Below are 19,239 nucleotides of genomic sequence, written 5' to 3'. Positions count from 1 at the left end.
CTTTCGCGCCGTCCGCGCCGTCCGCTGCGCCATCGTCACCACGTGGCGTCGAGTCCCAGGTGCTTCAGCGCTTCGTGCCGCAGCGCGGCCAGCCGCGCGTCGCCGCGGTGGCGCGGGTAGGGCAGGTCGACCACGATCTCCGCCGCAATGCGCGCCGGCCGGTCGCTCAGCACGATCACGCGGTTGGCGAGGAACAGCGCTTCTTCCACGTCGTGCGTGACCAGCAGCGCCGAGAAGCCCGCGCGCTGCCACAGGTTGACCAGCTCGCTCTGCATGGCGATGCGCGTGAGCGAGTCGAGCTTGCCCAGCGGTTCGTCGAGCACCAGCAGCTGCGGGTCGTTCACCAGCGCGCGCGCCAGCGCCACGCGCTGCGCCATGCCGCCCGAGAGGTGATGCGGAAAAGCCTTGGCGAAGTCGCTCAGGCCCACGAGCTTGAGCGCCTCGTCGACGCGGGCGCGCTGTTCCTTGAGCACGCCGCGCGCCTGCAGGCCCAGCGCCACGTTGTCCCACACGCTGCGCCAGGGGTAGAGCGTCGGGTCCTGGAAGACGACGATGCGCGACGGGTCGGGCCGCGTGATGGGCTCGCCGTTCTGCGTGATCGTGCCGGTGGTGGCGGGCTCCAGCCCGGCCACCAGGCGCAGCAGCGTCGACTTGCCGCAGCCGCTGGGCCCCAGCAGCGCGACGAACTCGCCGGGGCGCACCTGCAGGTCGATGCCGTCGAGCACCTGCAGCACGCCGCCGGCCACCTCGAACCAGTGGCTGACACCCTTGATGTCGATCTGCGCGCCGCGCGTGACCTCGGGTGCAGGCGAAGAAGAATGCACGGCGTTCACCATTTCACGGTTCCCTTCTGCCACGACAGCACGCGGTCGCGCACCTTGAACAGCAGCGTGATGAGGCCCGAGCACAGCGCCGCCATGACGAACAGCGCCGCGTACATGTTGGCGTAGGCGGCCCAGCCCTGCGCCCACTGCAGGTACCAGCCCAGCCCGGCCTTCACGCCCATCATCTCGGCCGTGATCAGCACCGAGAACGAGGCACCCAGGCCCATGAACAGGCCGACGAACACCTGCGGCAGCGCCGCCGGAATCGCCACGCGCAGCACCAGGAAGCGCTCCGACGCGCCCAGCGTGCGCGCCACGTCGTAGTAGCTCTTGTGGACCGAGGCCACGCCCGACCACGTCAGCACCGCCACCGGAAAGAAGGTGGCCAGCCCCACGAGGAACACCGCCGCCACGTAGCTCGAAGGCGCGAAGAAGAAAGCCAGCGGCAGCAGCGCCGACGCGGGCACCGGCCCGAGAAAGCGCAGCAGCGGATGCACCCAGTACCCCGCGATGCGCGACCAGCCGATCGACACGCCCGTGAAGAAACCCACCAGCGCGCCCAGCACGAAGCCGTTGGCCAGCAGCCGCAGCGAGTACGCGGTCGACAGGCCCAGGCGCTGCCAGTCTTCGTGCAGCACGTCGATCAGGCTTTGCGGCGGCGCGAAGAAGGGCGAGGGCAGCACGCCGAGCTTGGCGGTCGCGACTTCCCACACCGCGAACACGGCGGCCAGCGCCACCAGCCATTGCCCGGCGGGCCGCAGCGTGTGCGACACCTTGGCGGCGCGCGCGCCGAGCAGCGCGACGGCCAGCAGCAGGGCGGCGACCACCAGCGTGGCAATGCCGAATTCTTCGGTGAAGGCCCAGTCGCTGAAGCCGACCGCCTTGTTCGGCCACAGCAGCGTGAGCAGGCCCAGCGCCAGCCACGCGGCGGACGCGAGCAGGCCGGTGGGCCAGATGCCCGTGACGCCGGAGGGCGCTGCGGGCCGCAGCGTGACGGTCTGGGCGACCTTCGCGGGGGTGCGCGGCCGGGGCGCGGGCGCTTCGCTATGGCGCCCCAGGGGCGCGTCGCCGTGGCGCCCCAAGGGCGCGTCGAGCACTTGTTCTGCGGTCGTCATGCCAGCACGTCCAGCGACACGTGGTTGGCGAACCGGGCCACGTCGGTGCTCTTCTTCAGGATGCCCGCGTTGCGGAAGTCGGTGGCGAAGGCCTCGACCTCGTTGCGCAGCGCCTTGCCCGCGGGGTGGTGCTTGTAGGTGAGCTCGGCCAGCAGCTTCTGCAGGTCGTCGAGCGGCACCTTGGGCGCGTACTTCGAGTAGATCTTCGCGGCCTCGTTCGGGTTTTCCGACACGTAGTCCGACGCCTGCGCCAGCGCGCGCACCACGGCGGCGGCGCGCGGCTTGTCGTTGCGCGCCAGTTCGCCGCGCGCGCCGACGATGCAGCACAGCCGCTCGGCGTATTCGCCCTTGGCGCTGTTGGCCAGCTCGGTGAACACGCCCGGGTTGCGCTTCTCGATGAGGAACACGTTCGGGTCGCCGTCGGCAATGGCGTGGACCTCGCCCTTCCTCACGGCCACGTCGAGCAGGTCGGCGGGGTACACGCGCCAGTCGACGTCCTTGTCGATGTCGATGCCGCGCTTCGCAAGGTGAATGGCATAGAACTGCCGGGCCGGGCTGTTCAGGTCGGCCACGCCGATGGTCTTGCCCTTGAGGCTGGCCACGTCGGTGGTCACGCCCGCGGCCTTGGCGCCGATCAGGCGCAGGCAGCCGCCGTGCACGCTGCCCACCACCTTCACGTCGAAACCCGCCTCCAGCGGCTTCACCCAGCGGTGGATGAGCCCCACGCCCACGTCGGCCTTGCCGGTGGCCAGCGCCTCCAGCAACTGGTCGGACGAGCCGGCCCAGTTCAGCAGCTCCACGTCGAGCCCGTTCTTCTCGAAGAAGCCGCGCTCCAGCGCCACCGGCACGGGCGCCAGGCAGAAGCCCGCCTGGCTCCAAGCGAAGGTGAGCTTGCGCGGCTGCGACCAGGCCGACGCGCCCAGCAGCGCGGCCGAGCCGACCACCGCGGCGGCGGCGCCGGCCTGCAGCACGCTGCGGCGCGAGGGTGGCAAGTGATCGAAGGGAACGGTCATCGGGGCTTCTCCACCGGAATATTGGAAGCACCGAGTGTTGGCGCGCGCTGCACGCGCGGCCAACGAATGAATGCGGCTATGGATATGCGCGCAGCTACTTTCTTGCCGCGCCGAAGCTCTCCACCAGGAACCCGACGATGGCCTGCACGCGCGCCGTGCGACCCTTGCGGTTGGGCACCAGCAGCGTGACCGGGGCGCTGTCGAACTGCCAGTCGGCCAGCACCCGCACCAGCGTGCCGCGCGCCACGGCCTCGGCCGCGTCCCACTCGGAGCGCAGCACCAACCCCATGCCCTGCTCGGCCCACTGGCGCGCCACGGCGCCGTCGTTGGTCACGTAGGCGGGCGAGATGCGCAGGGTTTCGCGGGCGGCGGCGCGCTTGCCGGCACCGGCCTTCGCGGGGCGCAGGTGCCACAGCGTCACGTCTTCGTCGTTCTCGCGGATGCAGATGCAGTCGTGCGCCATCACGTCGCGCGGCACGCGGGGCGTGCCGCGCAGCCGCAGGTAGTCGGGGCTGGCGCACAGCCAGCGCTCGTTGGCGCTCAGCGTGCGCGCCACCCACGAAGAGTCGCGCACCGCGCCGATGTGGATCACCGCGTCGGCGTCGTGCCGGTCGGGCCAGGGCGTTTCGCGCAGGTCGAGCTGCATGTGCAGGCCCGGGTGCAGCCGCGCGAAGCGCACCAGCATCGGCGCGATGTATTGCCTCCCGTAGCCGAACGGCGCCGCGATGCGCAGCGTGCCCGTGAGCCGCTGGTCGTCGCGCTGCATCGATTCGCGCAGGCCTTCGATCTGGCCGAGCAGCGCGGCGGCCTCGCGCGCGAAGCGTTCGCCCTCGGGCGTGAGGCTCAGGCGCCGCGCGGTGCGGGTGGCCAGCGAGAGGCCCAGCGCGGCCTCCAGCTTGCGCAGGCGCATCGACAGCGCGGGCGGCGTCACGTCCAGCGCGCGGGCCGCGGCGCTCAGCGAGGGCTCGCGCAGAAGGGCGGCGGCGAGCTGCATGTCTTCGATCTGGATCATTAACTTGCGCTTAACGATTGATGAGCGCGCATTGAAGCACAAACAGGGTCTGCGAACGTAGAGTCCACGGCCATGCACACACCCACCGACATGCCACATTTGCCGAGCCAACCGCCGAGCCAGGTGCCGAGCGGCCCGCCGAGCTACCCGCGCGCCGTGCTGTTCGACCTGCTCACCGCGCTGCTCGATTCCTGGACCGTCTGGAACGCCGCCGCCGGCTCCGAGGACAAGGGCCGCACCTGGCGCGCCGAGTACCTGCGGCTCACCTACGGCTGCGGCGCGTACGTGCCCTACGAGCAGCTGGTGAAAGACGCCGCGCGCAACACCGGCATGGCCGCATCGGCCCCAGACGCGCTCGACGCGCAGTGGGACACGCTGCCCGTGTGGGACGGCGCGCGCGAGCTGCTGCTGGCGCTCAAGCCGCACTGCAGGCTGGCCGTGGTCACCAACTGCTCGGCCCGGCTCGGCCACCGCGCGGCGGCGCGGCTGGGCATCGACTGGGACGTGGTCGTCACCTCGGAAGAGGCCGGCTTCTACAAGCCCGACCCGCGCCCGTACCAGCTGGCGCTCCAGCGCCTGGGCGTGCAGGCGCAAGACGCCGCCTTCGTGGCCGGCTCGGGCTACGACATGTTCGGCACGTCGGCGGTGGGCCTGCGCACCTATTGGCACAACCGCGTGGGCCTGTCGTTGCCGCAGGGCGCGCCGTCGCCCGAGCTGCAAGGTGCCACGCTCGCGCCGGCGCTGCAGTGGCTGCAGGCCTTCGGGAGCAAGGCATGAAGCGGGCCGTGCTTTTGCGCGGCGTGTTCGCACTGGCGGCGGCATGCGCGCTGGATGCGCCGGCCATGTCGCAAACGGCGAACGCCTTTCCGCAACGCCCCGTGACGCTGATCGTGCCGTTCCCGCCCGGCGGCCCCAGCGACGCGCTGGCACGCGGCTTCGCGCTGCACATGGGCAAAAAGCTGGGCCAGAGCGTCATCATCGAGAACGTGGCGGGGGCGGGCGGCACCATCGGCCTCACCAAGGTCGCGAAGGCCGCGCCCGACGGCTACACGCTCGGCTTCGGCACCATCGGCACGCACGTGGCCAACGTGGCGCTGTACAAGAAGCTGCCCTACGACCCCGAGAAAGACTTCCTGCCCGTGGGCCTCGCGGGCTCCGCGCCCATGCTGCTGCTGGCGCGCGCCGACCTGCCGGCCAGCAACCTCGAGGAGTTCGTCGCATGGCTGGGCACGAACAAGGCCAAGGCCAAGGCCTCCTTCGGCAGCGCGGGCGTGGGGTCGATCTCGCACTACGGCTGCGTGCTGCTGCTGTCGGCGTTGAAGCAGAACGTGGCGCACATTCCCTACAAGGGCGTGGCGCCGGCCATGAACGACCTGATGGGCGGGCAGACCGACTTCATGTGCGACCAGACCACCACCGCGCTGCCGCAGGTGGCGGGCGGAAAGATCAAGGCGCTGGCCGTGCTGTCTTCCACGCGGCTGCCGCAACTGCCGAACACAGGCACGGCCGCCGAGGCGGGCCTGGCGCTCGACGTGCGCGCCTGGAACGCCATCTTCGCGCCGCGCGGGACGCCCGAGCCCGCCATGGCGCGCCTGCGCGCCGCGCTGGCCGACGCCGCCGCCGACCCCGAATTCCGCAGGCAGATGCAGGCCGTGGGCGTCGACCTGCCCGCCGCCGATGCGCTGCAGCCCGCGGCCGTGTCCGCGCTCATCGCCCGCGGCTTGCGCGACGATGTGCCCGCGCTCAAGGCCAAGGGCGAGTACCTCGATTGAACGACCACGACATGAACAACCACAACCTGGACGCTCTCCATACCCTTGACACCCCGGCGGCCCTGATCGACCGCTCGCGCATGCAGCACAACATCGCGCGCATGCAGCAGCACATGAACGCATTGGGCGTGCGCTTTCGCCCGCACGTGAAGACCACCAAGTGCATCGACGTCGCCAGGGCGCAGCGCGACGCCGGCGCGCAAGGCATCACCGTGTCCACGCTGAAGGAGGCCGAGCAGTTCTTCGCGCAGGGCTTCACCGACATCCTGTACGCCGTCGGCATGGCGCCGCACCGGCTGCAGCACGCGCTGGAACTGCGCCGGCGCGGCTGCGCGCTGGGCATCATCACCGACGGTGTCGAGTCGGCGCGCGCCATCGCGGCGTTCGGCAAGGCCAACGGCGAGGCGTTCGAGGTGCTGATCGAGGTCGACACCGACGGCCACCGCTCCGGCATTCGCCCGCAGGAGGGCGCGCTGCTCGACGTGGCGCGCGTGCTGCACGAAGGCGGCATGCACCTGCGCGGCGTGATGACGCACGCGGGCTCCAGCTACGAGCTCGACACGCCCGAAGCCCTGCGCGCCATGGCCGAGCAGGAACGGTCGGGTTGCGTGCTGGCCGCGCAGCGCTTGCGCGACGCGGGCTTGCCGTGCGAGGTGGTCAGCGTGGGCTCCACGCCCACCGCGCTGATGGCCGAGGCGCTCGACGGCGTGACCGAGGTGCGCGCCGGCGTGTACGTGTTCTTCGACCTGGTGATGCGCAACGTGGGCGTGTGCACCGAGAGCGACATTGCCCTGAGCGTGCTCACCACCGTGATCGGCCACCAGGCCGAGAAGGGCTGGGCCATCGTCGATGCGGGCTGGATGGCGATGAGCCGCGACCGCGGCACGCAGAAACAGAAGCGCGACTTCGGCTACGGGCAGGTCTGCACGGTGGACGGCACCGTGCTCGACGGCTATGTGCTGAGCGGCGCGAACCAGGAGCACGGCATCGTGTCGCGCGAGGGCAAGGATGAGGGCAAGGATAAGGGGGAGGGCGAGGACTGCACCGGCATTGCGGCGCGCTTCCCGATCGGCACGCGCCTGCGCATCCTGCCGAACCATGCGTGTGCCACGGGCGCGCAATTTCCGGAGTACCACGCCGTGTCCGAAGCGGGCGATGTGCAGACCTGGGCCCGTTTTCACGGTTGGTAACACACCGCCTTTTTTTCTTCTGCCGTGAACCGAAGTTAGTCGCGCGAACCGCGACTTTCTTGCGTTTTCAGTTCACGCGCCGCGCGCTCTCTTCTCTAAAGTGGATGCCCCTGACACCCAAAGCCCCACCCAGCGGGCAAGGAAGGCATCGCACCCAAGCACCCCCTGAACGACCGATCCCGCTTCGCTTGCGGCGGGTCGCCGGTGCCACGTGCCCACGTGCACCGGTGCGAACGCAGGCACAAAAGGCGACGGCCGGGGCGCAAGAACACCCCAGCCGTCTAACCACTTGACGTGCCAAACCTTGGAAGAGAGCACACCGCATGGCTGCCAAGACTATAGCCCGGCGTCGCACGCCGGTACCCCCGAACGCAGGGGGCCCCTCCCACACCAACGCCGATGGCGTTTCCGACCTCTCCGATCGCCTGGAGGACAAGATCACTCAGCTCACCGCGCTGCTGTGGTCCAGCCACGGCGACGGCACCCGATGGGGCGAGACCGAAGCACTGCGGTACATCGACCGCGTCTTCTGGCTCTCGTGGCAGATGGCCGATGAGATCGAGGCGCTGTTCCAGCAGTGCACGGCCGAATGGCAGGCGCGCCTGGAGGCACTGAAGCCTCGCTGAAAGCCTCGCAAAGGAGGGCTTGATCGAAGGACTGGCGCAACACGTCGCACCAGTTCCTTCCCCAGCACCGCGCCTTCGCCAGGCAACAGCCCGTGCGACGAAGACGCCGCTACACCGAAACGCCGTGCGCAGGAAACCGCAGCGTGAACACCGTCCCGGTGTCCGAAGCCGAGGTCACTTCCATCGTTCCGCCGTGCGCCTTCGCAATCTCGTTCACGATGAAAAGACCCAGCCCCACGCTGCGCGCCGAGCTGCCTTCGGCCGCCCCGCGCACCATCGGCTCGAACACCGTGGCCAGCATGTGGGGCGGAATCGGTTCGCCCTCGTTGCGCACCGACACCATCGCGGCCGGCCCGTCGATTTCCGAGCGCACGACGATGGGCGTGCCGCCGCGGCCATAGGCGGCCGCGTTGCTCACGAGGTTGCCGATGAGCTGCGCCAGCCGGTCCGTGTCGGCCACGCACTCGCCCGCCCCGTGCGAAAGGTGCGTGATCTCCCGGTCCGGAAAGGCCAGCATCAGCTCGTCGATCGCATGCGCCGTGACCTCGTGCAGGTCGACGGCGCCCAGCTTCACGTTCAGGCCCTTGCCCACGCGCGCCTGCGTGAAGTCCAGCAGTTCCTCGATGAGGCGCTGCGCGCGCTCGGCCGAGTTGCGCACGTGGCCCAGCACGCGCACGCGGCGCTCGTTCTCGGTGCGCCCGAGCAGCTGCAGCCCCATGAGGATGGCGGACAGCGGGTTGCGCAGGTCGTGGCTCACGATGCCCACCATCTGCTCGGCGAACAGCGCGCGGTCCATCAGCAGGCGCTGCGCTTCGCGCTCGGCCTCCAGCAGCGCGTCGGCCTTCGTGCGCGCGCTCATCAGCTCGCGCTCGTAGCGGTTGCGGTCTTCGGCCACGAAGGCGGCGATCTCGTCGAACTCGCCTTCCGCGCGCTTGCGCCGGCGCGCGTTCAGGATCATCGGAATGTTCTTGCCGTCGCGGTGGCGCACGTCGAACTTCACCTCGGCCAGCGAGCCCTGCATCTGCAGGGCCGGCGCCCAGTGCGTCTGGTGGAAGATGCGCCCGCCCATGGTGAACAGGTCTTGAATGCGCTTCTGGCCGACGAGCGCTTCGCGCGCCACGCCGATCCACTCGCAGAAGGTCGCGTTGACCTTGAGGATGGTGCCGTCCAGCGCGGTCACCAGCAGACCGCAGGGCGCCTCGTCCAGGAGGTCGCCGGGCTCGGGCAGGGCGCCGGTCATTGGCCCCGGGTGGGTTCGAGGGCGCCGCCGACCGGCAGGTCGAGCGCGTCGAGAAACTCCTCGATCGCGTCGCAGCTAGCGCCCGGCGCACTCAGGTGCGGGCAATGGCCGGTGTTCGCCACCACGCGCAGGGTGCCGCGCGGCAGCGTGCGCTGCATGTACTCGCCCACGGCCACGGGCGCGATCAGGTCCTCCGACGACTGGATCACCAGCGTGGGCGTCTGCAGCTTGGCCACATCCTCGCGGTTGTCCGAAAGAAAGGTCGCCTTGGCGAACTGCTTGGCAATCTCGGGGTCGGTGCGGCAGAAGCTGGCCGTGAGCTCGGCGCCGAGCTCGGGCCGCTCCGGCACGCCCATGATCGCGGGCGCCATGCTGCTGGCCCAGCCGAGGTAGTTGCTCTCGAGCGTGTCGAGCAGCGAGTCGATGTCCTCGCGCGTGAAGCCGCCGGTGTAGTCGCCGTCGTTGATGTAGCAGGGCGACGGGCCGATCATCATGTGCGCCGCGAAGGTGCCCGGGGCCTTGAGGTCGGCAAGCATGCCGATCATCGCGCTCACCGAGTGGCCGACGAACAGCACGGGGCCGCGGCCGAACGCGTGGGCAATTTCCAGCAGGTCGTCGGCGTAGCCCTGGAGGCTCGCGTACTTCGTCTTGTCGTAGGCGCCCAGGTCGGACTGGCCCGAGCCGACAAGGTCGAAGGTGACCACGCGGTGGCGTTCGGCAAACCGGGGCGCCATGAAGCGCCACATGTTCTGGTCGCAGCCGAAGCCGTGTGCGAAGACCATCGTCCGATCCCCGCCGCCGAGGACCTGGATGTTGTTGCGCTGCTGGATGTTCATGGAGCCGCCGTCAAGATCGCGAAAAAGGGGTCTATTTTGCGCGCGGAGGCCATTGTGGTCGTTGGCGGGGGCGAATGCTACTGCGCCTGCGGGTCGAAGTAGGCCTCCCACGAACCATCGGCCGCATCGAACTTGCGCGCGGTGTCGAAGGCGGTCATCGCCTCGGCCTCGGCCTTGGTCGCGCAGCCGAGCAGCGCAACGCCAAGGTTGAAGTAGGTGTTGCGGTCCGTCGAACCCAGGCTTGCGGCGCGCCGGAGCATGGGCACCGCCTCTTCGTGCCGCGCCTGGTCGCTCAGAACCGCGCCCATGCAGGTCAGCGCCCGAATGTCGTCGGGATGCGCGGCAAGGGCGCTGGCCAGCAATGCCTCGGCCGAACGAAGGTTCGCGTCCCAGGCCTCGGGCCGGGCCCATATCTCTTCGACCAGCGCGCGGCTCTCGTCTATCTTGTTCATCGGTCCGTCAACAGGAAGTGGCTGCGCGTCACATGCTGTCATCAGGACGCGCGGAGGGAGCGCCGCAGCTTAAACGACGCCGCTCAATGCGCCACGGGCGCATGCAACACCGCAGTCGACCCCGACCCCGCAGATGTCACCGGCTGCGGCGTCACACCGTCCGCCAGCGCAGGCGCCATCGGCGCGCAGCGCCCATACGTGTCGTCGAAGCGCACGATGTCGTCCTCGCCCAGGTAGCTGCCGGTCTGCACCTCGATGACCTCGAGCTCGGTCTTGCCCGGGTTCTCCAGCCGGTGGATCGCGCCCGAAGGCAGGTAGATCGATTCGTTCTCGCGCACCAGCGTCACCACGCCGTCGCAGGTGGCCTTGGCGATGCCCTTCACCACGATCCAGTGTTCGGCGCGGTGGTGGTGCATCTGCAGCGAGAGCTTGGCGCCGGGCTTGACGGTCAGGCGCTTGACCTGGAAGCGCTCGCCGTTGTCCACGCTGTCGTACGCACCCCAGGGCCGCACCACGCGCCGGTGTTCGGTGGCCTCGGCGCAGCCCTGCAGCGACAGCTTGCGCACCACGTCGGCCACCTGCTCGGCACAGCCCGCGCCGGCCACCAGCACGGCGTCGGGCGTGTCCACGATGATCAGGCCGTCGGTGCCCAGCGCCACCACCTGGCGGTGCGGCGCGTGGATGAAGGTGTTGCGGGCATTCAGCGCGCTGGCCTTGCCGCTCAGGCGGTTGCCGGCGTCGTCGGCCGGGTGCAGGGTGGCCACGGCGTTCCAGCTGCCGACGTCGCTCCACATGCCCTCGAACTTCACCACCGCGATGTCCTTGTGCTTCTCGAGCACGGCGTAGTCGACGCTGTCGCTGCGGCAGGCGCTGAAGGCGGCCTGGTCCAGCCGCAGGAAGCTGCCGTCGGCCGTGGCCGCCGCGGTGGCGCGCTCGCAGGCCAGCAGGATGTCGGGCGCATGCCCGCGCAGCGCCGCGATGAGCGTGCGCGCGCGCACCAGGAAGATGCCGGCGTTCCAGCTGTAGCCGCCGTGCAGCAGCAGCGTCTCGGCCACGGCGGCGGTCGGCTTCTCCACGAAGCGCACCACGGCCTGGCTGCGCCCATCGGCCGACGGCTCGCCGGCCTCGATGTAGCCGTAGGCCGTGCTCGGAAAGCTTGGCACCACGCCGAAGGTGACGATCTTGCCGGCCAGCGCCGCGTCGACGCCGCTGCGCACGGTGCGCTCGAACAGCGCCGCATCCGGAATGTGGTGGTCCGATGGCGCGAACAGCAGCAGGTCGTCGGGCTCGGCCAGCAGCGCGGCCGCGGCCATGGCGGCGGCGGTGTTGCGCGCCACCGGCTCCAGGATCTGGCGGCCGGTGGTCTTTGCGGCATCGGTCGTTTCCTTCACCAGGAAGCGGTGGTCTTCCGACGCGATGCAGGTGATGTTGCGGTTCAGCCCCGACAGCCGCTCCAGCGTGAGGTGCAGCAGGCTCTTGCCGCCGACCAGCGGCGCGAACTGCTTGGGCAGCGCCTTGCGCGAGAGCGGCCACAGGCGGGTGCCGCTGCCGCCGCAAAGAATCACGGGATGGATGGGGGTGGTGTTCATGATCGCCTGCCTAGCGTTGAAGGGTGTGGTGTGTGACGCGGGGTGGAGGGTTCTCTCAGATCAGGCCGGAGTACGCCGCGTAGCTCACGGCCTGCGCGCGCGAATGCACGTGCAATTTCTTGTAGATGTTCTTGATGTGGGCGTTGACGGTCTGCCCCGAGATGCCCAGCTTCACGCCGATTTCCTCGGTGACATGGCCGTTCGCCACGAAGCGCAAAATTTCGCATTCGCGCGCGGTCAGCGTGGCCTCGCGCTGCGGCGGCTCCACCGAGGGCGGCGCACCGGCGGGGCGGTGGCTCAGCCGCGCCAGCAGCCGGCGCGCGAGCCGCGGCGTGATGGCCGCGCCGCCGTTCACCACCTGCAGCACCGCCTGCGCAAAGCTCTGCAGCCAGGCGTCCTTCAGCAGGTAGCCGGTGGCGCCGAGCTCGAAGGCCTGCAGCACGTGGGCTTCGTCCTCCAGCGCGGTGATGACGATGATTTCGCAGGCCGTGTTCATCTTGCGTGCCTCGCGGATCAGGTCGAAGCCGTTGCCGTCGCCCAGGCGCAGGTCGACCATGAGCACGTCGAAGGGCTGCGTGGCCACCAGCCGGCGCCCGTCGCGCAGGCTGCCGGCCTGGCCCTCGAGCTGGATGCGCATGTCCGACAGCAGCTCCTGCGCGATCACGCGGCGCATGAACTCGTCGTCGTCCACCAGCAGCACGCGAACGGGTGCGTCTTCCTGCCCGGTCAGGAAGCCGGGCCACAGCGGCGCGGTCGGCGGCAGGATGCCCGGCGGATAGCCCGAGCGGCTGTCGGCCTGGTCGCCGAAGGAGCGGGGTGCGTTGTCAGCCATTGGTGTGTCCCAGGTTGGATGTGTGAAAACGCGGCATGTCCGCGGCGAAAACCGGAAGCGCTCCTGCGTCGGGAGACCATGCGGGGTCCAGGTGCGGGGGCACCGGGTCGTCGAAGCCGTGCGGGTTGGTCGACTGCCAGCGCCAGCTGTCGGCACACATCTGGTCGAGGTCGCGCCGCGCGCGCCAGCCGAGCACGTCGCGCGCGCCACGGGCGTCGGCCCAGTAGGCGGGCACGTCGCCGGGGCGGCGCGGGCCCACGTGCACGGCGATGTGGCGGCCGCTCGCGCGCTCGAACGCGGCAACGACTTCCAGCACCGACGCGCCGCGGCCGGTGCCCAGGTTGGTCATCAGGATGCCGGGGCTGCGCGCGGCGTGGCGCAGCGCGGCCACGTGCCCCTCGGCCACGTCCATCACGTGCACGTAGTCGCGCACGCCGGTGCCGTCGACGGTGTCGTAGTCGGTGCCGTGCACCACGAGGTGGTCGCGCTCGCCCACGGCCACCTGCGAGATGTAGGGCATCAGGTTGTTGGGCGGGCCGTGCGGGCGCTCGCCGAGCAGGCCGCTCTCGTGCGCGCCCACCGGGTTGAAATAGCGCAGGCAGGCAATGCCCCAGCGCGGGTCGGCATGGGCCAGGTCCGCCAGCACGGTCTCGACCATCGACTTGGTGCGCCCGTACGGATTGACGGCAGCGCAAGGCGCGCTCTCTGGAATGGGGGAAAGCTGCGCGTCGCCGTACACCGTGGCCGACGACGAGAAGACCAGCGCGCGCACGCCGGCGCGCGCCATGGCCTGCACCAGCGCCAGCGTGCCGGCGAGGTTGACGTCGTAATAGCTCACCGGGTCGGCCACCGACTCACCCACGGCCTTCAGGCCCGCGAGGTGCACCACCGCGCCGATGGCGTGCTCGGCGAACACGCGGTCGAGCGCAGCGGCGTCGCGCACGTCGCCGCGAACCAGCGCGGGCTCCACGCCCGTGATGCACGCCACGCGGTGCAGCGAGCGCGCGTCGCTGTTGACGAGCGTGTCGAGCACCACCGGCTGGTAGCCTGCCGCGATCAGCGCCACGCAGGTGTGGCTGCCGATGAAGCCCGCGCCGCCGGTCACGAGAATCCGCGGTGCGGGCAGGGCGGCGATCCTGGCGTTCGGCTTCATGTGCGGCTCCGTTGGGGTTGCGGCGTGCGGGCGATGCAGCGCTGCAGTTCCTCTTCGAGGCGCTGCAGGATCACGTTGCGGTCCAGTTCGGCCTCGGCGAAGCGGCGGCCGGCCGCGCCCAGCAGCTCGCGCGTGGTGGGCGACACCGAGAGCTGTTCGATGGCATCGGCCAGCGCGGCCGCGTCGCCGGGCTCGACCAGCACGCCGCGGCCCGACACGGCCTCGCCGAGCGCGGTGCCGGCATGGGCCGTGACGACCACGCAGCGGCCGCTGGCCAGCATGCCGCCCAGCTTGGAGGGCATGACCAGGTCCGCCGCGTCGGCGCGCTGCGGCAGCACGTGGATGTCGGCCATGCCCAGCAGTTCGTTGAGCCGCTCGGCGGGCTGCAGGTCGAGAAAGTGCACGTTGTCCAGCCGCTCGCAGGCATTCATGAGCGCCGCGCGGCTCGGGCCGTTGCCGCAGAACACGAAGTGGATGTCGTGCGAGCACACCAGCAGGCGCGCCGCCTCGGCCAGCAGTTCGATGCCCTGCTTGGTGCCGAGGCTGCCCGAATAGAGCACCACCACCGCGCTGACGGGAATGTTCAGCTCGGCCCGATAGCCCGGTGCCGCCACGCCTTCGGCCACGGGCGGGCGCACCACGGGCCGGATGCTGTCGATGTCCACCCAGTTCGGGAACAGCACCATGCGCGCGTCGTCCACGCCCTTGTCGCGCGCCCTGGCGCACATGGTCGAGGAGATGGTCGAGACCCGGTCGAACTGGCGCATGAGCCAGCGCTCGGTGGCCTGGGCGAAGCGCCGCACGCGTTCGCCGCGCAGCCAGCCCAGATCGAATGCGGCGTCGACCTCGTAGTCCTGGATGTGCAGCCACGAGCGCGCGCCCAGCAGCTTCGCGAAGCACAGCGCGGTCGGCGCGCAGGAAACGGGCGGCTCCACCACGAACACCACGTCGGGCTTCCAGCGCAGCTGCGCCAGCAGCACCGGAATGCTCGACAGCGTGAACGACAGCAGGTGCCCGATGCGGCCGAGCGCGCGCGGCTTGGCGGGAACCCAGGTCGGCGCCCGGTAGATCGTCACGCCGTTCCAGTCGGTCTTGCGGTAGGCCCAGGCCGAATGGCCCTTGTAGACCGACCACTGCGGAAAGAAGGGCGGCGATGCGATCACCCGCACCTCGTGCCCGCGCGCGTGCAGCCACTCGGCCATTTCGCCCGAGTACTTGCCGATGCCCGTGAGCTCGGGCATGAAATTCATCGAGTAGACGAGGATCTTCATGGCGCGGCCTTGCGCGAGAGCAGGCGCACGATGGGGAAGAAGCCGAAGTGCAGCCGCATGCGCGTCTCGTACAGCACGAAGTCGCTCAGGCAGGCAAGGAAGAACACGTAGTGCGGCTTGTCGGGGAACACCGCCACCACGGCGCCGTACGACGCGAGCCGCAGCGCCACCTCCAGCAGCGCCCAGCGGCCCAGCGAGCCCATGGAGGTCTTCAGCGACAGCACCATCTCGTGGTGGATCGTGTAGGTGCGCAGCAGGAAGTACGGCGCAATGCACAGGAAGATGGCGCGCGCCTCGTTGCCCAGCTTGAGCAGCGGCGCGGCCACCGAGATGACGGCGCCCAGGCCCACGAAGAGCCCGCAGCCCAGCAGGAACGACTGCCTGGCCAGCCGCAGCCTGGCCGCGGTGAAGTTCTCCGGGGTGGTCTCCAGCATGGCCGGCGTCTTGGTGACGAGGTAGGCCTGCACGAACTGCGAAGGCGCCTCGGCCAGCAGGAAGGCCAGCTTGAAGGCGCCCACGTAGCTCAGCGGCATGAAGTACGCGACGATGAGCAGGTCCGACTTGCGCAGCAGGAACGTGAGCAGCGAATACACGGTGGCGCTGGCCTGCGACGCCAGGCTCAGCGCGTGCCGGCCGGCGGGCGGTGCCGCGCCGTTGCCCGGCAGGCCGATGGCCGCGCACACCACCACCACCGCGAACAGGTTGATGAGCAGCAGGTGCGCCACGCCCAGCTCGAAGTGCAGCACCGCGCACAGGCCCACGCCCACCACCAGGATGGTCGAGCGGATGCCCGCTTCGAGGTTGAGCAGCCCCGCGTGCCCGAGGCCGCGGCTGAACGACAGGCGCAGGCTGTTGAAGGCGAACACCGCCAGCGTGGCCACCACCAGCAGGAAGGGCGCGTCGCCCACCGGCAGGCGCTGCACCGCGAGGATCACGGTCACCAGCACGGTGGCCAGCGGCAGCCCGATGGACAGCGTGCGCACCACGTCGCCGCGCGTCACGCCCGGCGGCATGCCCGGTTGCGCGGCGGCGGCGTTGCGCGAGAACAGCAGCGAGCTGCCCAGCGTGCCGACCACCAGCGCCACCTCCATCACCGACTGGTAGATGGAGTACTCGCCGAAGCGCGCCGGCGAAATGCTCGCCGCCATCAGGAAGATGGCCAGGAAACCCGACAGGTACACGTACAGCCGCGACGCGAGGGCACCCAGGCCGGAGAGCCAGGCCATGCGCGCGCCGGGCAGGGTGAGGGACGGGCTGAAGGGTTTCATGGCGTCGGCGGCTGTATGGCTGTTCTGCTGTCTGGCGCTTACTTGCTTGCCGACGCGTGCGGCACGCGGCGCGCGTCGAACAGGCGGCGCACGAAGTTGCCGGCGCGAAACGCGTTGTTCTTGGCGCGGCGCGCCATCTGCAGCCCGTAGGTCACGGCCGCCACGGTGCGCATGTGGCCGCGCAGCGCGTAGGGCATGGCCATCTTGGCGCTGCCCTGGAAGTGCAGCGCCACCACGCGGGTCATGCCGTCGTCGGCGGTGTTGCTGAGCCAGGCCTTGCCGTCGCGGTAGGTGACGCGCTTGGCGCCGCCGAGCACCTTGAACTCGCGCAGCTGGTTGTTGTGCGTGCCGTTGATGTTGTGGTCGATGACCATGCCGTCGAACACGCGGTTGATGGGCGCGTCGTTGCCGGTGGTGCGCGCCCACAGGTACAGCAGCGTCATGTCGGACACGCCGCCGCGCACGCCGCGCGCGGCAAAGCGCGCGGCGATCTCGCGCAGTTTGCGCCGGCCCGACGGCGTGGCGTAGCTGTCGAGCACGTAGGCCACGAAGCGGCGCAGGCCGTTGGCGGTCCAGTAGCTCACGTGCGGCGAGATCTGGCAGGGGTTCCAGCCGTCGGCGCTCTGCATGCACGAGCCCGAGAAATCCGCCTTGCCCACGAGCCTGCCGATGTGCGGCCCGGCGCCGTCGAACAGCAGCACGTCGCTGTCGATCAGCACGAAAGCGCCGACATCGGGGTTGGATTCCAGAAACTGCGCCAGGAGAAAGTAGCGCCGAAAGCAGATCTTCTCGAACTCCGGGGTGTTGCTCGACAGGTGCACGTACGAGCGGCAGAACCTTTCGTAGGCCGGACCGGCGTCGGTCTCGGCCAGCACGAAGAGCGGCTCTTGCGCCAGTGCCGCCGATTCGCGGCACGACGCGAGGGTCTTGTTCTGGCGATCTTCCACGACGATGAAGGGCAGGGTGGGGTTCATGACGTTTGGCTAGGGTTGAAGAAATGTGGCGGCGGTGGGCTTGCTCAGGGCTTGCGCGCGGTGACGCTCTTCACCAGCGCCACATGCGCGGGAACGAAGCGGCCGGCGGCATCGATGGGCATGTCCAGCGTGAAGAGGCCGCGCGCGGTGGCCGCTTCGGAGAACCACGTGCGCAGCTGCGAGGCCGAGAAACGCGCCGGCGTCGGGCTGCCCCAGGAGGCGGCCAGCGGCGTGAGCACGTGCAGCGTCAGGTCCGACGGCGCGGCGTTCAGGTGCGAGGGCGGCTCCATGTATTCGCCGGCCATCAGGTTCTGGCAGGGCGCCGACTTGAGGCTGAAGCGCTGCGGGCCTTCGCCCGCGTTGAAGGCCAGCCAGCGGTTGCCGCCGCCGGCGCGCGAGGCGCTGCACAGCATGTCCCAGCCCGCGGGCGTCATGCCCTTGGTGTTGTAGGTGCCGTCGAACCACCAGCCGCTCACGAGCGAGCCGTAGCGCTCCGACCAGTCGCGCACCACGCTCGACCAGGCCGCGATGAAGCGCGCGGGCGGCGGTTGCTGCTCGTTCACGTCGCCCAGGCAGGTCATGAGCGCGGGGTCTTCCTGCGGCGCGCGGAACGGCAGGTACAGGATCAGCGCGATGCCGCGGCTGCGCAGCGCCTGGCCGATTTCCAGCGGCAGGTCGCGCGGCGGGCGGTTCTTCGCGCTGCCCGGGCACAGCACCTCGAGCGCGGAATTGGGCGCGATGTACTGGCCGTTGTTCTGCCCGAGCGTGAGGATCAGGTGCGACGCGCGCATCTCGGCCAGCGACGCGGCGAAGGACTCGACGTCGAAGCGCTTGATCTCGTTGATGGTCCGCTTGTCGGGCAGGTAATGCACCATCACGCCGAAGCCGGGCATCGGCGGCACGTCCGCCGGCTGCGCGCGGGCGGCCAGCGACACCGCCGCGAGCAGCAGCGCCGAGAGCAATCGCATGGGATTTTTCGTCATGGCGTCACCTGTGTGAAGGACAGTGCGCCGCGCTTGAGCATCAGGTAGCGCCCGGCGATCGCAGCGGGTGTGCAGGCGGCGGCATGCACCCACACCGGCGGCGTGCGTTCATGCCGCGCGAGGTACCTGGCGAGCCGGTAGGGGTCGCTGCCTGCGCTGCCCACGAAGAAGCCGTAGCCCGCGAACAGCTCGCGGTGCACCGGAATGTCGGACAGCAGCAGCGGCACGCCCAGCGTGGCCGCCTCGGCCGCCGAGAGGTTGAAACCCTCGGAAGTCGACAGCGAAATGAACGCGGTGGCGCCCACGTACAGCCGCAGCAGTTCCGCGCGCGGCACCAGCCCCCGGTGCCGCACGAAGCCGCGCACCTCGGGCGCCAGCGCCGAGACCATGCGCTCGACCTCGGCCGCACCGTTGCCGGTGATGTCGAGAAAGTCGACCAGGCCCGCGCGCCGCATGCGTTCGAACAGCGCGAGGATGCCGCCGAAGTTCTTGTGCGGGTAGTAGTGGTAGGCCGCGATCAGGTAGCGCTCGCGCGGCGCCGCGCCGGGCGTTGCCTGCGCCGTGGCGGCAGGCCGCGGCGCGTCCACCGGATTGAAGATGACCGCCGAATGCTCGCAGCGGCCGAAGTGGCGCTCGAAGTCCTGCTGGCTGCTGCGGCTGATGAAGACCACGTCGGCCTCGCTGCGCGCCGCGCGCCACAGGTTCCAGCTCAGGAAGAGGCGCTTGCTGCGCTTGAAGTACTGGGGAAAGGTCTTGTACTGCAGGTCGTGCACCACCACGATCGCGTCGCGGTGCCGGCCCAGCAGCGTGAACGGCAGGAAGTAGTTGGGGAACACCGAGAACAGCTGCTCGCCCGTGAGCAGCATGCGCAGGCGGTGGAAGTTGTAGAGCAGGGTGTCGAAGATGAAGCGGCTGACCTTCAGGCGCTCGGCCAGCGCGTAGAGCTTCGGATGGCGTTCGCTGACCGCCTCGACCCGGTCGTCGCGCGACAGCTGCATGTGGCGCAGCAGCACTTCGGACATGTTGAGCACGCCGCCCGTCCCCTTGTTGAGGCGGATGGTGTCGTAGTAGAGGTAGGTGGCCATGGCG

19 protein-coding genes are annotated in these 19,239 nt (G+C 70.0%); 4 read left to right on the top strand and 15 right to left on the bottom strand.

Features of this window, described 5'->3' with window-relative positions; translation table 11 throughout:
* Nucleotides 1–35: 35 nt before the first annotated feature.
* The 4 genes from BM013_RS01595 to BM013_RS01580 form a co-directional block, all read right to left on the bottom strand.
* Nucleotides 36–836, bottom strand: a complete 801-nt coding sequence (locus BM013_RS01595) for an ABC transporter ATP-binding protein (protein ID WP_093121966.1) — start codon at nucleotides 834–836, stop codon at nucleotides 36–38.
* The gene (locus BM013_RS01590; protein WP_093121963.1) at nucleotides 830–1,939 is read right to left on the bottom strand and encodes an ABC transporter permease; all 1,110 of its coding nucleotides are present in this window, start codon (nucleotides 1,937–1,939) and stop codon (nucleotides 830–832) included. The genes BM013_RS01595 and BM013_RS01590 overlap by 7 nt, the downstream gene beginning before the upstream one ends.
* Nucleotides 1,936–2,952 carry an ABC transporter substrate-binding protein gene (locus BM013_RS01585; protein ID WP_093121961.1) on the bottom strand — a complete coding sequence of 339 codons (1,017 nt, stop codon included), beginning with the start codon at nucleotides 2,950–2,952 and terminating at the stop codon, nucleotides 1,936–1,938. The genes BM013_RS01590 and BM013_RS01585 overlap by 4 nt, the downstream gene beginning before the upstream one ends.
* Before the next feature lie 94 nt (nucleotides 2,953–3,046).
* The gene (locus BM013_RS01580; protein WP_093121959.1) at nucleotides 3,047–3,964 is read right to left on the bottom strand and encodes a LysR family transcriptional regulator; all 918 of its coding nucleotides are present in this window, start codon (nucleotides 3,962–3,964) and stop codon (nucleotides 3,047–3,049) included.
* A 90-nt stretch (nucleotides 3,965–4,054) separates the two neighbouring features.
* On the opposite strand from BM013_RS01580, the gene BM013_RS01575 reads away from it, so the two are divergent.
* The 4 genes from BM013_RS01575 to BM013_RS01560 all read left to right on the top strand — a co-directional run bounded on the left by BM013_RS01575 (nucleotide 4,055) and on the right by BM013_RS01560 (nucleotide 7,552).
* Nucleotides 4,055–4,741 carry an HAD family hydrolase gene (locus tag BM013_RS01575; RefSeq protein WP_093123293.1) on the top strand — a complete coding sequence of 229 codons (687 nt, stop codon included), beginning with the start codon at nucleotides 4,055–4,057 and terminating at the stop codon, nucleotides 4,739–4,741.
* Nucleotides 4,738–5,736, top strand: coding sequence for a tripartite tricarboxylate transporter substrate-binding protein (locus BM013_RS01570; protein ID WP_093121956.1), 999 nt, complete (start codon nucleotides 4,738–4,740; stop codon nucleotides 5,734–5,736). Before BM013_RS01575 ends, BM013_RS01570 begins: the two co-directional genes overlap by 4 nt.
* An 11-nt stretch (nucleotides 5,737–5,747) precedes the next feature.
* On the top strand, nucleotides 5,748–6,926 hold the full coding sequence (locus BM013_RS01565; protein ID WP_093121954.1) for a DSD1 family PLP-dependent enzyme: 1,179 nt from the start codon (nucleotides 5,748–5,750) through the stop codon (nucleotides 6,924–6,926).
* Nucleotides 6,927–7,249: 323 nt separating this feature from the next.
* Nucleotides 7,250–7,552, top strand: coding sequence for a hypothetical protein (locus BM013_RS01560; protein WP_093121951.1), 303 nt, complete (start codon nucleotides 7,250–7,252; stop codon nucleotides 7,550–7,552).
* Between the two features lie 109 nt (nucleotides 7,553–7,661).
* On the opposite strand, the gene BM013_RS01555 is transcribed toward BM013_RS01560, so the two are convergent.
* The 11 genes from BM013_RS01555 to BM013_RS01505 all read right to left on the bottom strand — a co-directional run bounded on the left by BM013_RS01555 (nucleotide 7,662) and on the right by BM013_RS01505 (nucleotide 19,235).
* On the bottom strand, nucleotides 7,662–8,792 hold the full coding sequence (locus BM013_RS01555; RefSeq protein WP_093121948.1) for a PAS domain-containing sensor histidine kinase: 1,131 nt from the start codon (nucleotides 8,790–8,792) through the stop codon (nucleotides 7,662–7,664).
* The gene (locus tag BM013_RS01550) at nucleotides 8,789–9,628 is read right to left on the bottom strand and encodes an alpha/beta fold hydrolase (RefSeq protein WP_093121946.1); all 840 of its coding nucleotides are present in this window, start codon (nucleotides 9,626–9,628) and stop codon (nucleotides 8,789–8,791) included. The genes BM013_RS01555 and BM013_RS01550 overlap by 4 nt, the downstream gene beginning before the upstream one ends.
* Before the next feature lie 77 nt (nucleotides 9,629–9,705).
* Nucleotides 9,706–10,080 (bottom strand): hypothetical protein, encoded by a 375-nt coding sequence (locus BM013_RS01545; protein WP_093121943.1) that lies wholly within the window; start codon nucleotides 10,078–10,080, stop codon nucleotides 9,706–9,708.
* Nucleotides 10,081–10,163: 83 nt separating this feature from the next.
* The gene (locus BM013_RS01540) at nucleotides 10,164–11,669 is read right to left on the bottom strand and encodes a mannose-1-phosphate guanylyltransferase/mannose-6-phosphate isomerase (protein WP_093121941.1); all 1,506 of its coding nucleotides are present in this window, start codon (nucleotides 11,667–11,669) and stop codon (nucleotides 10,164–10,166) included.
* A gap of 55 nt (nucleotides 11,670–11,724) precedes the next feature.
* On the bottom strand, nucleotides 11,725–12,501 hold the full coding sequence (locus BM013_RS01535) for a LuxR C-terminal-related transcriptional regulator (RefSeq protein WP_093121938.1): 777 nt from the start codon (nucleotides 12,499–12,501) through the stop codon (nucleotides 11,725–11,727).
* Nucleotides 12,494–13,654 carry a UDP-glucose 4-epimerase GalE gene (galE, locus tag BM013_RS01530; RefSeq protein WP_177225401.1) on the bottom strand — a complete coding sequence of 387 codons (1,161 nt, stop codon included), beginning with the start codon at nucleotides 13,652–13,654 and terminating at the stop codon, nucleotides 12,494–12,496. Before galE ends, BM013_RS01535 begins: the two co-directional genes overlap by 8 nt.
* A complete protein-coding gene (locus tag BM013_RS01525; protein WP_093121936.1) occupies nucleotides 13,651–14,925 on the bottom strand; it encodes a glycosyltransferase WbuB in 1,275 nt (424 codons plus the stop codon). Before BM013_RS01525 ends, galE begins: the two co-directional genes overlap by 4 nt.
* On the bottom strand, nucleotides 14,922–16,193 hold the full coding sequence (locus tag BM013_RS01520; RefSeq protein ID WP_093121934.1) for a lipopolysaccharide biosynthesis protein: 1,272 nt from the start codon (nucleotides 16,191–16,193) through the stop codon (nucleotides 14,922–14,924). Before BM013_RS01520 ends, BM013_RS01525 begins: the two co-directional genes overlap by 4 nt.
* Nucleotides 16,194–16,231: 38 nt before the next feature.
* Nucleotides 16,232–17,167 carry a hypothetical protein gene (locus BM013_RS01515; protein WP_093121932.1) on the bottom strand — a complete coding sequence of 312 codons (936 nt, stop codon included), beginning with the start codon at nucleotides 17,165–17,167 and terminating at the stop codon, nucleotides 16,232–16,234.
* A gap of 44 nt (nucleotides 17,168–17,211) precedes the next feature.
* Nucleotides 17,212–18,150 carry a hypothetical protein gene (locus BM013_RS01510; protein ID WP_093121930.1) on the bottom strand — a complete coding sequence of 313 codons (939 nt, stop codon included), beginning with the start codon at nucleotides 18,148–18,150 and terminating at the stop codon, nucleotides 17,212–17,214.
* Entirely contained in the window at nucleotides 18,147–19,235 is a 1,089-nt protein-coding gene (locus BM013_RS01505; protein ID WP_093121928.1) for a glycosyltransferase, read from the bottom strand. The genes BM013_RS01510 and BM013_RS01505 overlap by 4 nt, the downstream gene beginning before the upstream one ends.
* Nucleotides 19,236–19,239 lie beyond the last annotated feature (4 nt).

Source organism: Variovorax sp. OK605, from assembly GCF_900115445.1.
In the GTDB taxonomy this organism is placed as follows: domain Bacteria; phylum Pseudomonadota; class Gammaproteobacteria; order Burkholderiales; family Burkholderiaceae_C; genus Variovorax.
The sequence above is the reverse complement of the archived record's forward strand: the minus strand, read 5'-3'. Positions and strand labels throughout refer to the sequence as shown.

Bases quoted from the DNA above. Each gene is read 5' to 3' on its own strand.
- BM013_RS01595 (WP_093121966.1), bottom strand. From the start codon at position 836: ATGGTGAACGCCGTGCATTCTTCTTCGCCTGCACCCGAGGTCACGCGC.
- BM013_RS01590 (WP_093121963.1), bottom strand. From the start codon at position 1,939: ATGACGACCGCAGAACAAGTGCTCGACGCGCCCTTGGGGCGCCACGGC.
- BM013_RS01585 (WP_093121961.1), bottom strand. From the start codon at position 2,952: ATGACCGTTCCCTTCGATCACTTGCCACCCTCGCGCCGCAGCGTGCTG.
- BM013_RS01580 (WP_093121959.1), bottom strand. From the start codon at position 3,964: ATGATCCAGATCGAAGACATGCAGCTCGCCGCCGCCCTTCTGCGCGAG.
- BM013_RS01575 (WP_093123293.1), top strand. From the start codon at position 4,055: ATGCCACATTTGCCGAGCCAACCGCCGAGCCAGGTGCCGAGCGGCCCG.
- BM013_RS01570 (WP_093121956.1), top strand. From the start codon at position 4,738: ATGAAGCGGGCCGTGCTTTTGCGCGGCGTGTTCGCACTGGCGGCGGCA.
- BM013_RS01565 (WP_093121954.1), top strand. From the start codon at position 5,748: ATGAACAACCACAACCTGGACGCTCTCCATACCCTTGACACCCCGGCG.
- BM013_RS01560 (WP_093121951.1), top strand. From the start codon at position 7,250: ATGGCTGCCAAGACTATAGCCCGGCGTCGCACGCCGGTACCCCCGAAC.
- BM013_RS01555 (WP_093121948.1), bottom strand. From the start codon at position 8,792: ATGACCGGCGCCCTGCCCGAGCCCGGCGACCTCCTGGACGAGGCGCCC.
- BM013_RS01550 (WP_093121946.1), bottom strand. From the start codon at position 9,628: ATGAACATCCAGCAGCGCAACAACATCCAGGTCCTCGGCGGCGGGGAT.
- BM013_RS01545 (WP_093121943.1), bottom strand. From the start codon at position 10,080: ATGAACAAGATAGACGAGAGCCGCGCGCTGGTCGAAGAGATATGGGCC.
- BM013_RS01540 (WP_093121941.1), bottom strand. From the start codon at position 11,669: ATGAACACCACCCCCATCCATCCCGTGATTCTTTGCGGCGGCAGCGGC.
- BM013_RS01535 (WP_093121938.1), bottom strand. From the start codon at position 12,501: ATGGCTGACAACGCACCCCGCTCCTTCGGCGACCAGGCCGACAGCCGC.
- galE (WP_177225401.1), bottom strand. From the start codon at position 13,654: ATGAAGCCGAACGCCAGGATCGCCGCCCTGCCCGCACCGCGGATTCTC.
- BM013_RS01525 (WP_093121936.1), bottom strand. From the start codon at position 14,925: ATGAAGATCCTCGTCTACTCGATGAATTTCATGCCCGAGCTCACGGGC.
- BM013_RS01520 (WP_093121934.1), bottom strand. From the start codon at position 16,193: ATGAAACCCTTCAGCCCGTCCCTCACCCTGCCCGGCGCGCGCATGGCC.
- BM013_RS01515 (WP_093121932.1), bottom strand. From the start codon at position 17,167: ATGAACCCCACCCTGCCCTTCATCGTCGTGGAAGATCGCCAGAACAAG.
- BM013_RS01510 (WP_093121930.1), bottom strand. From the start codon at position 18,150: ATGACGAAAAATCCCATGCGATTGCTCTCGGCGCTGCTGCTCGCGGCG.
- BM013_RS01505 (WP_093121928.1), bottom strand. From the start codon at position 19,235: ATGGCCACCTACCTCTACTACGACACCATCCGCCTCAACAAGGGGACG.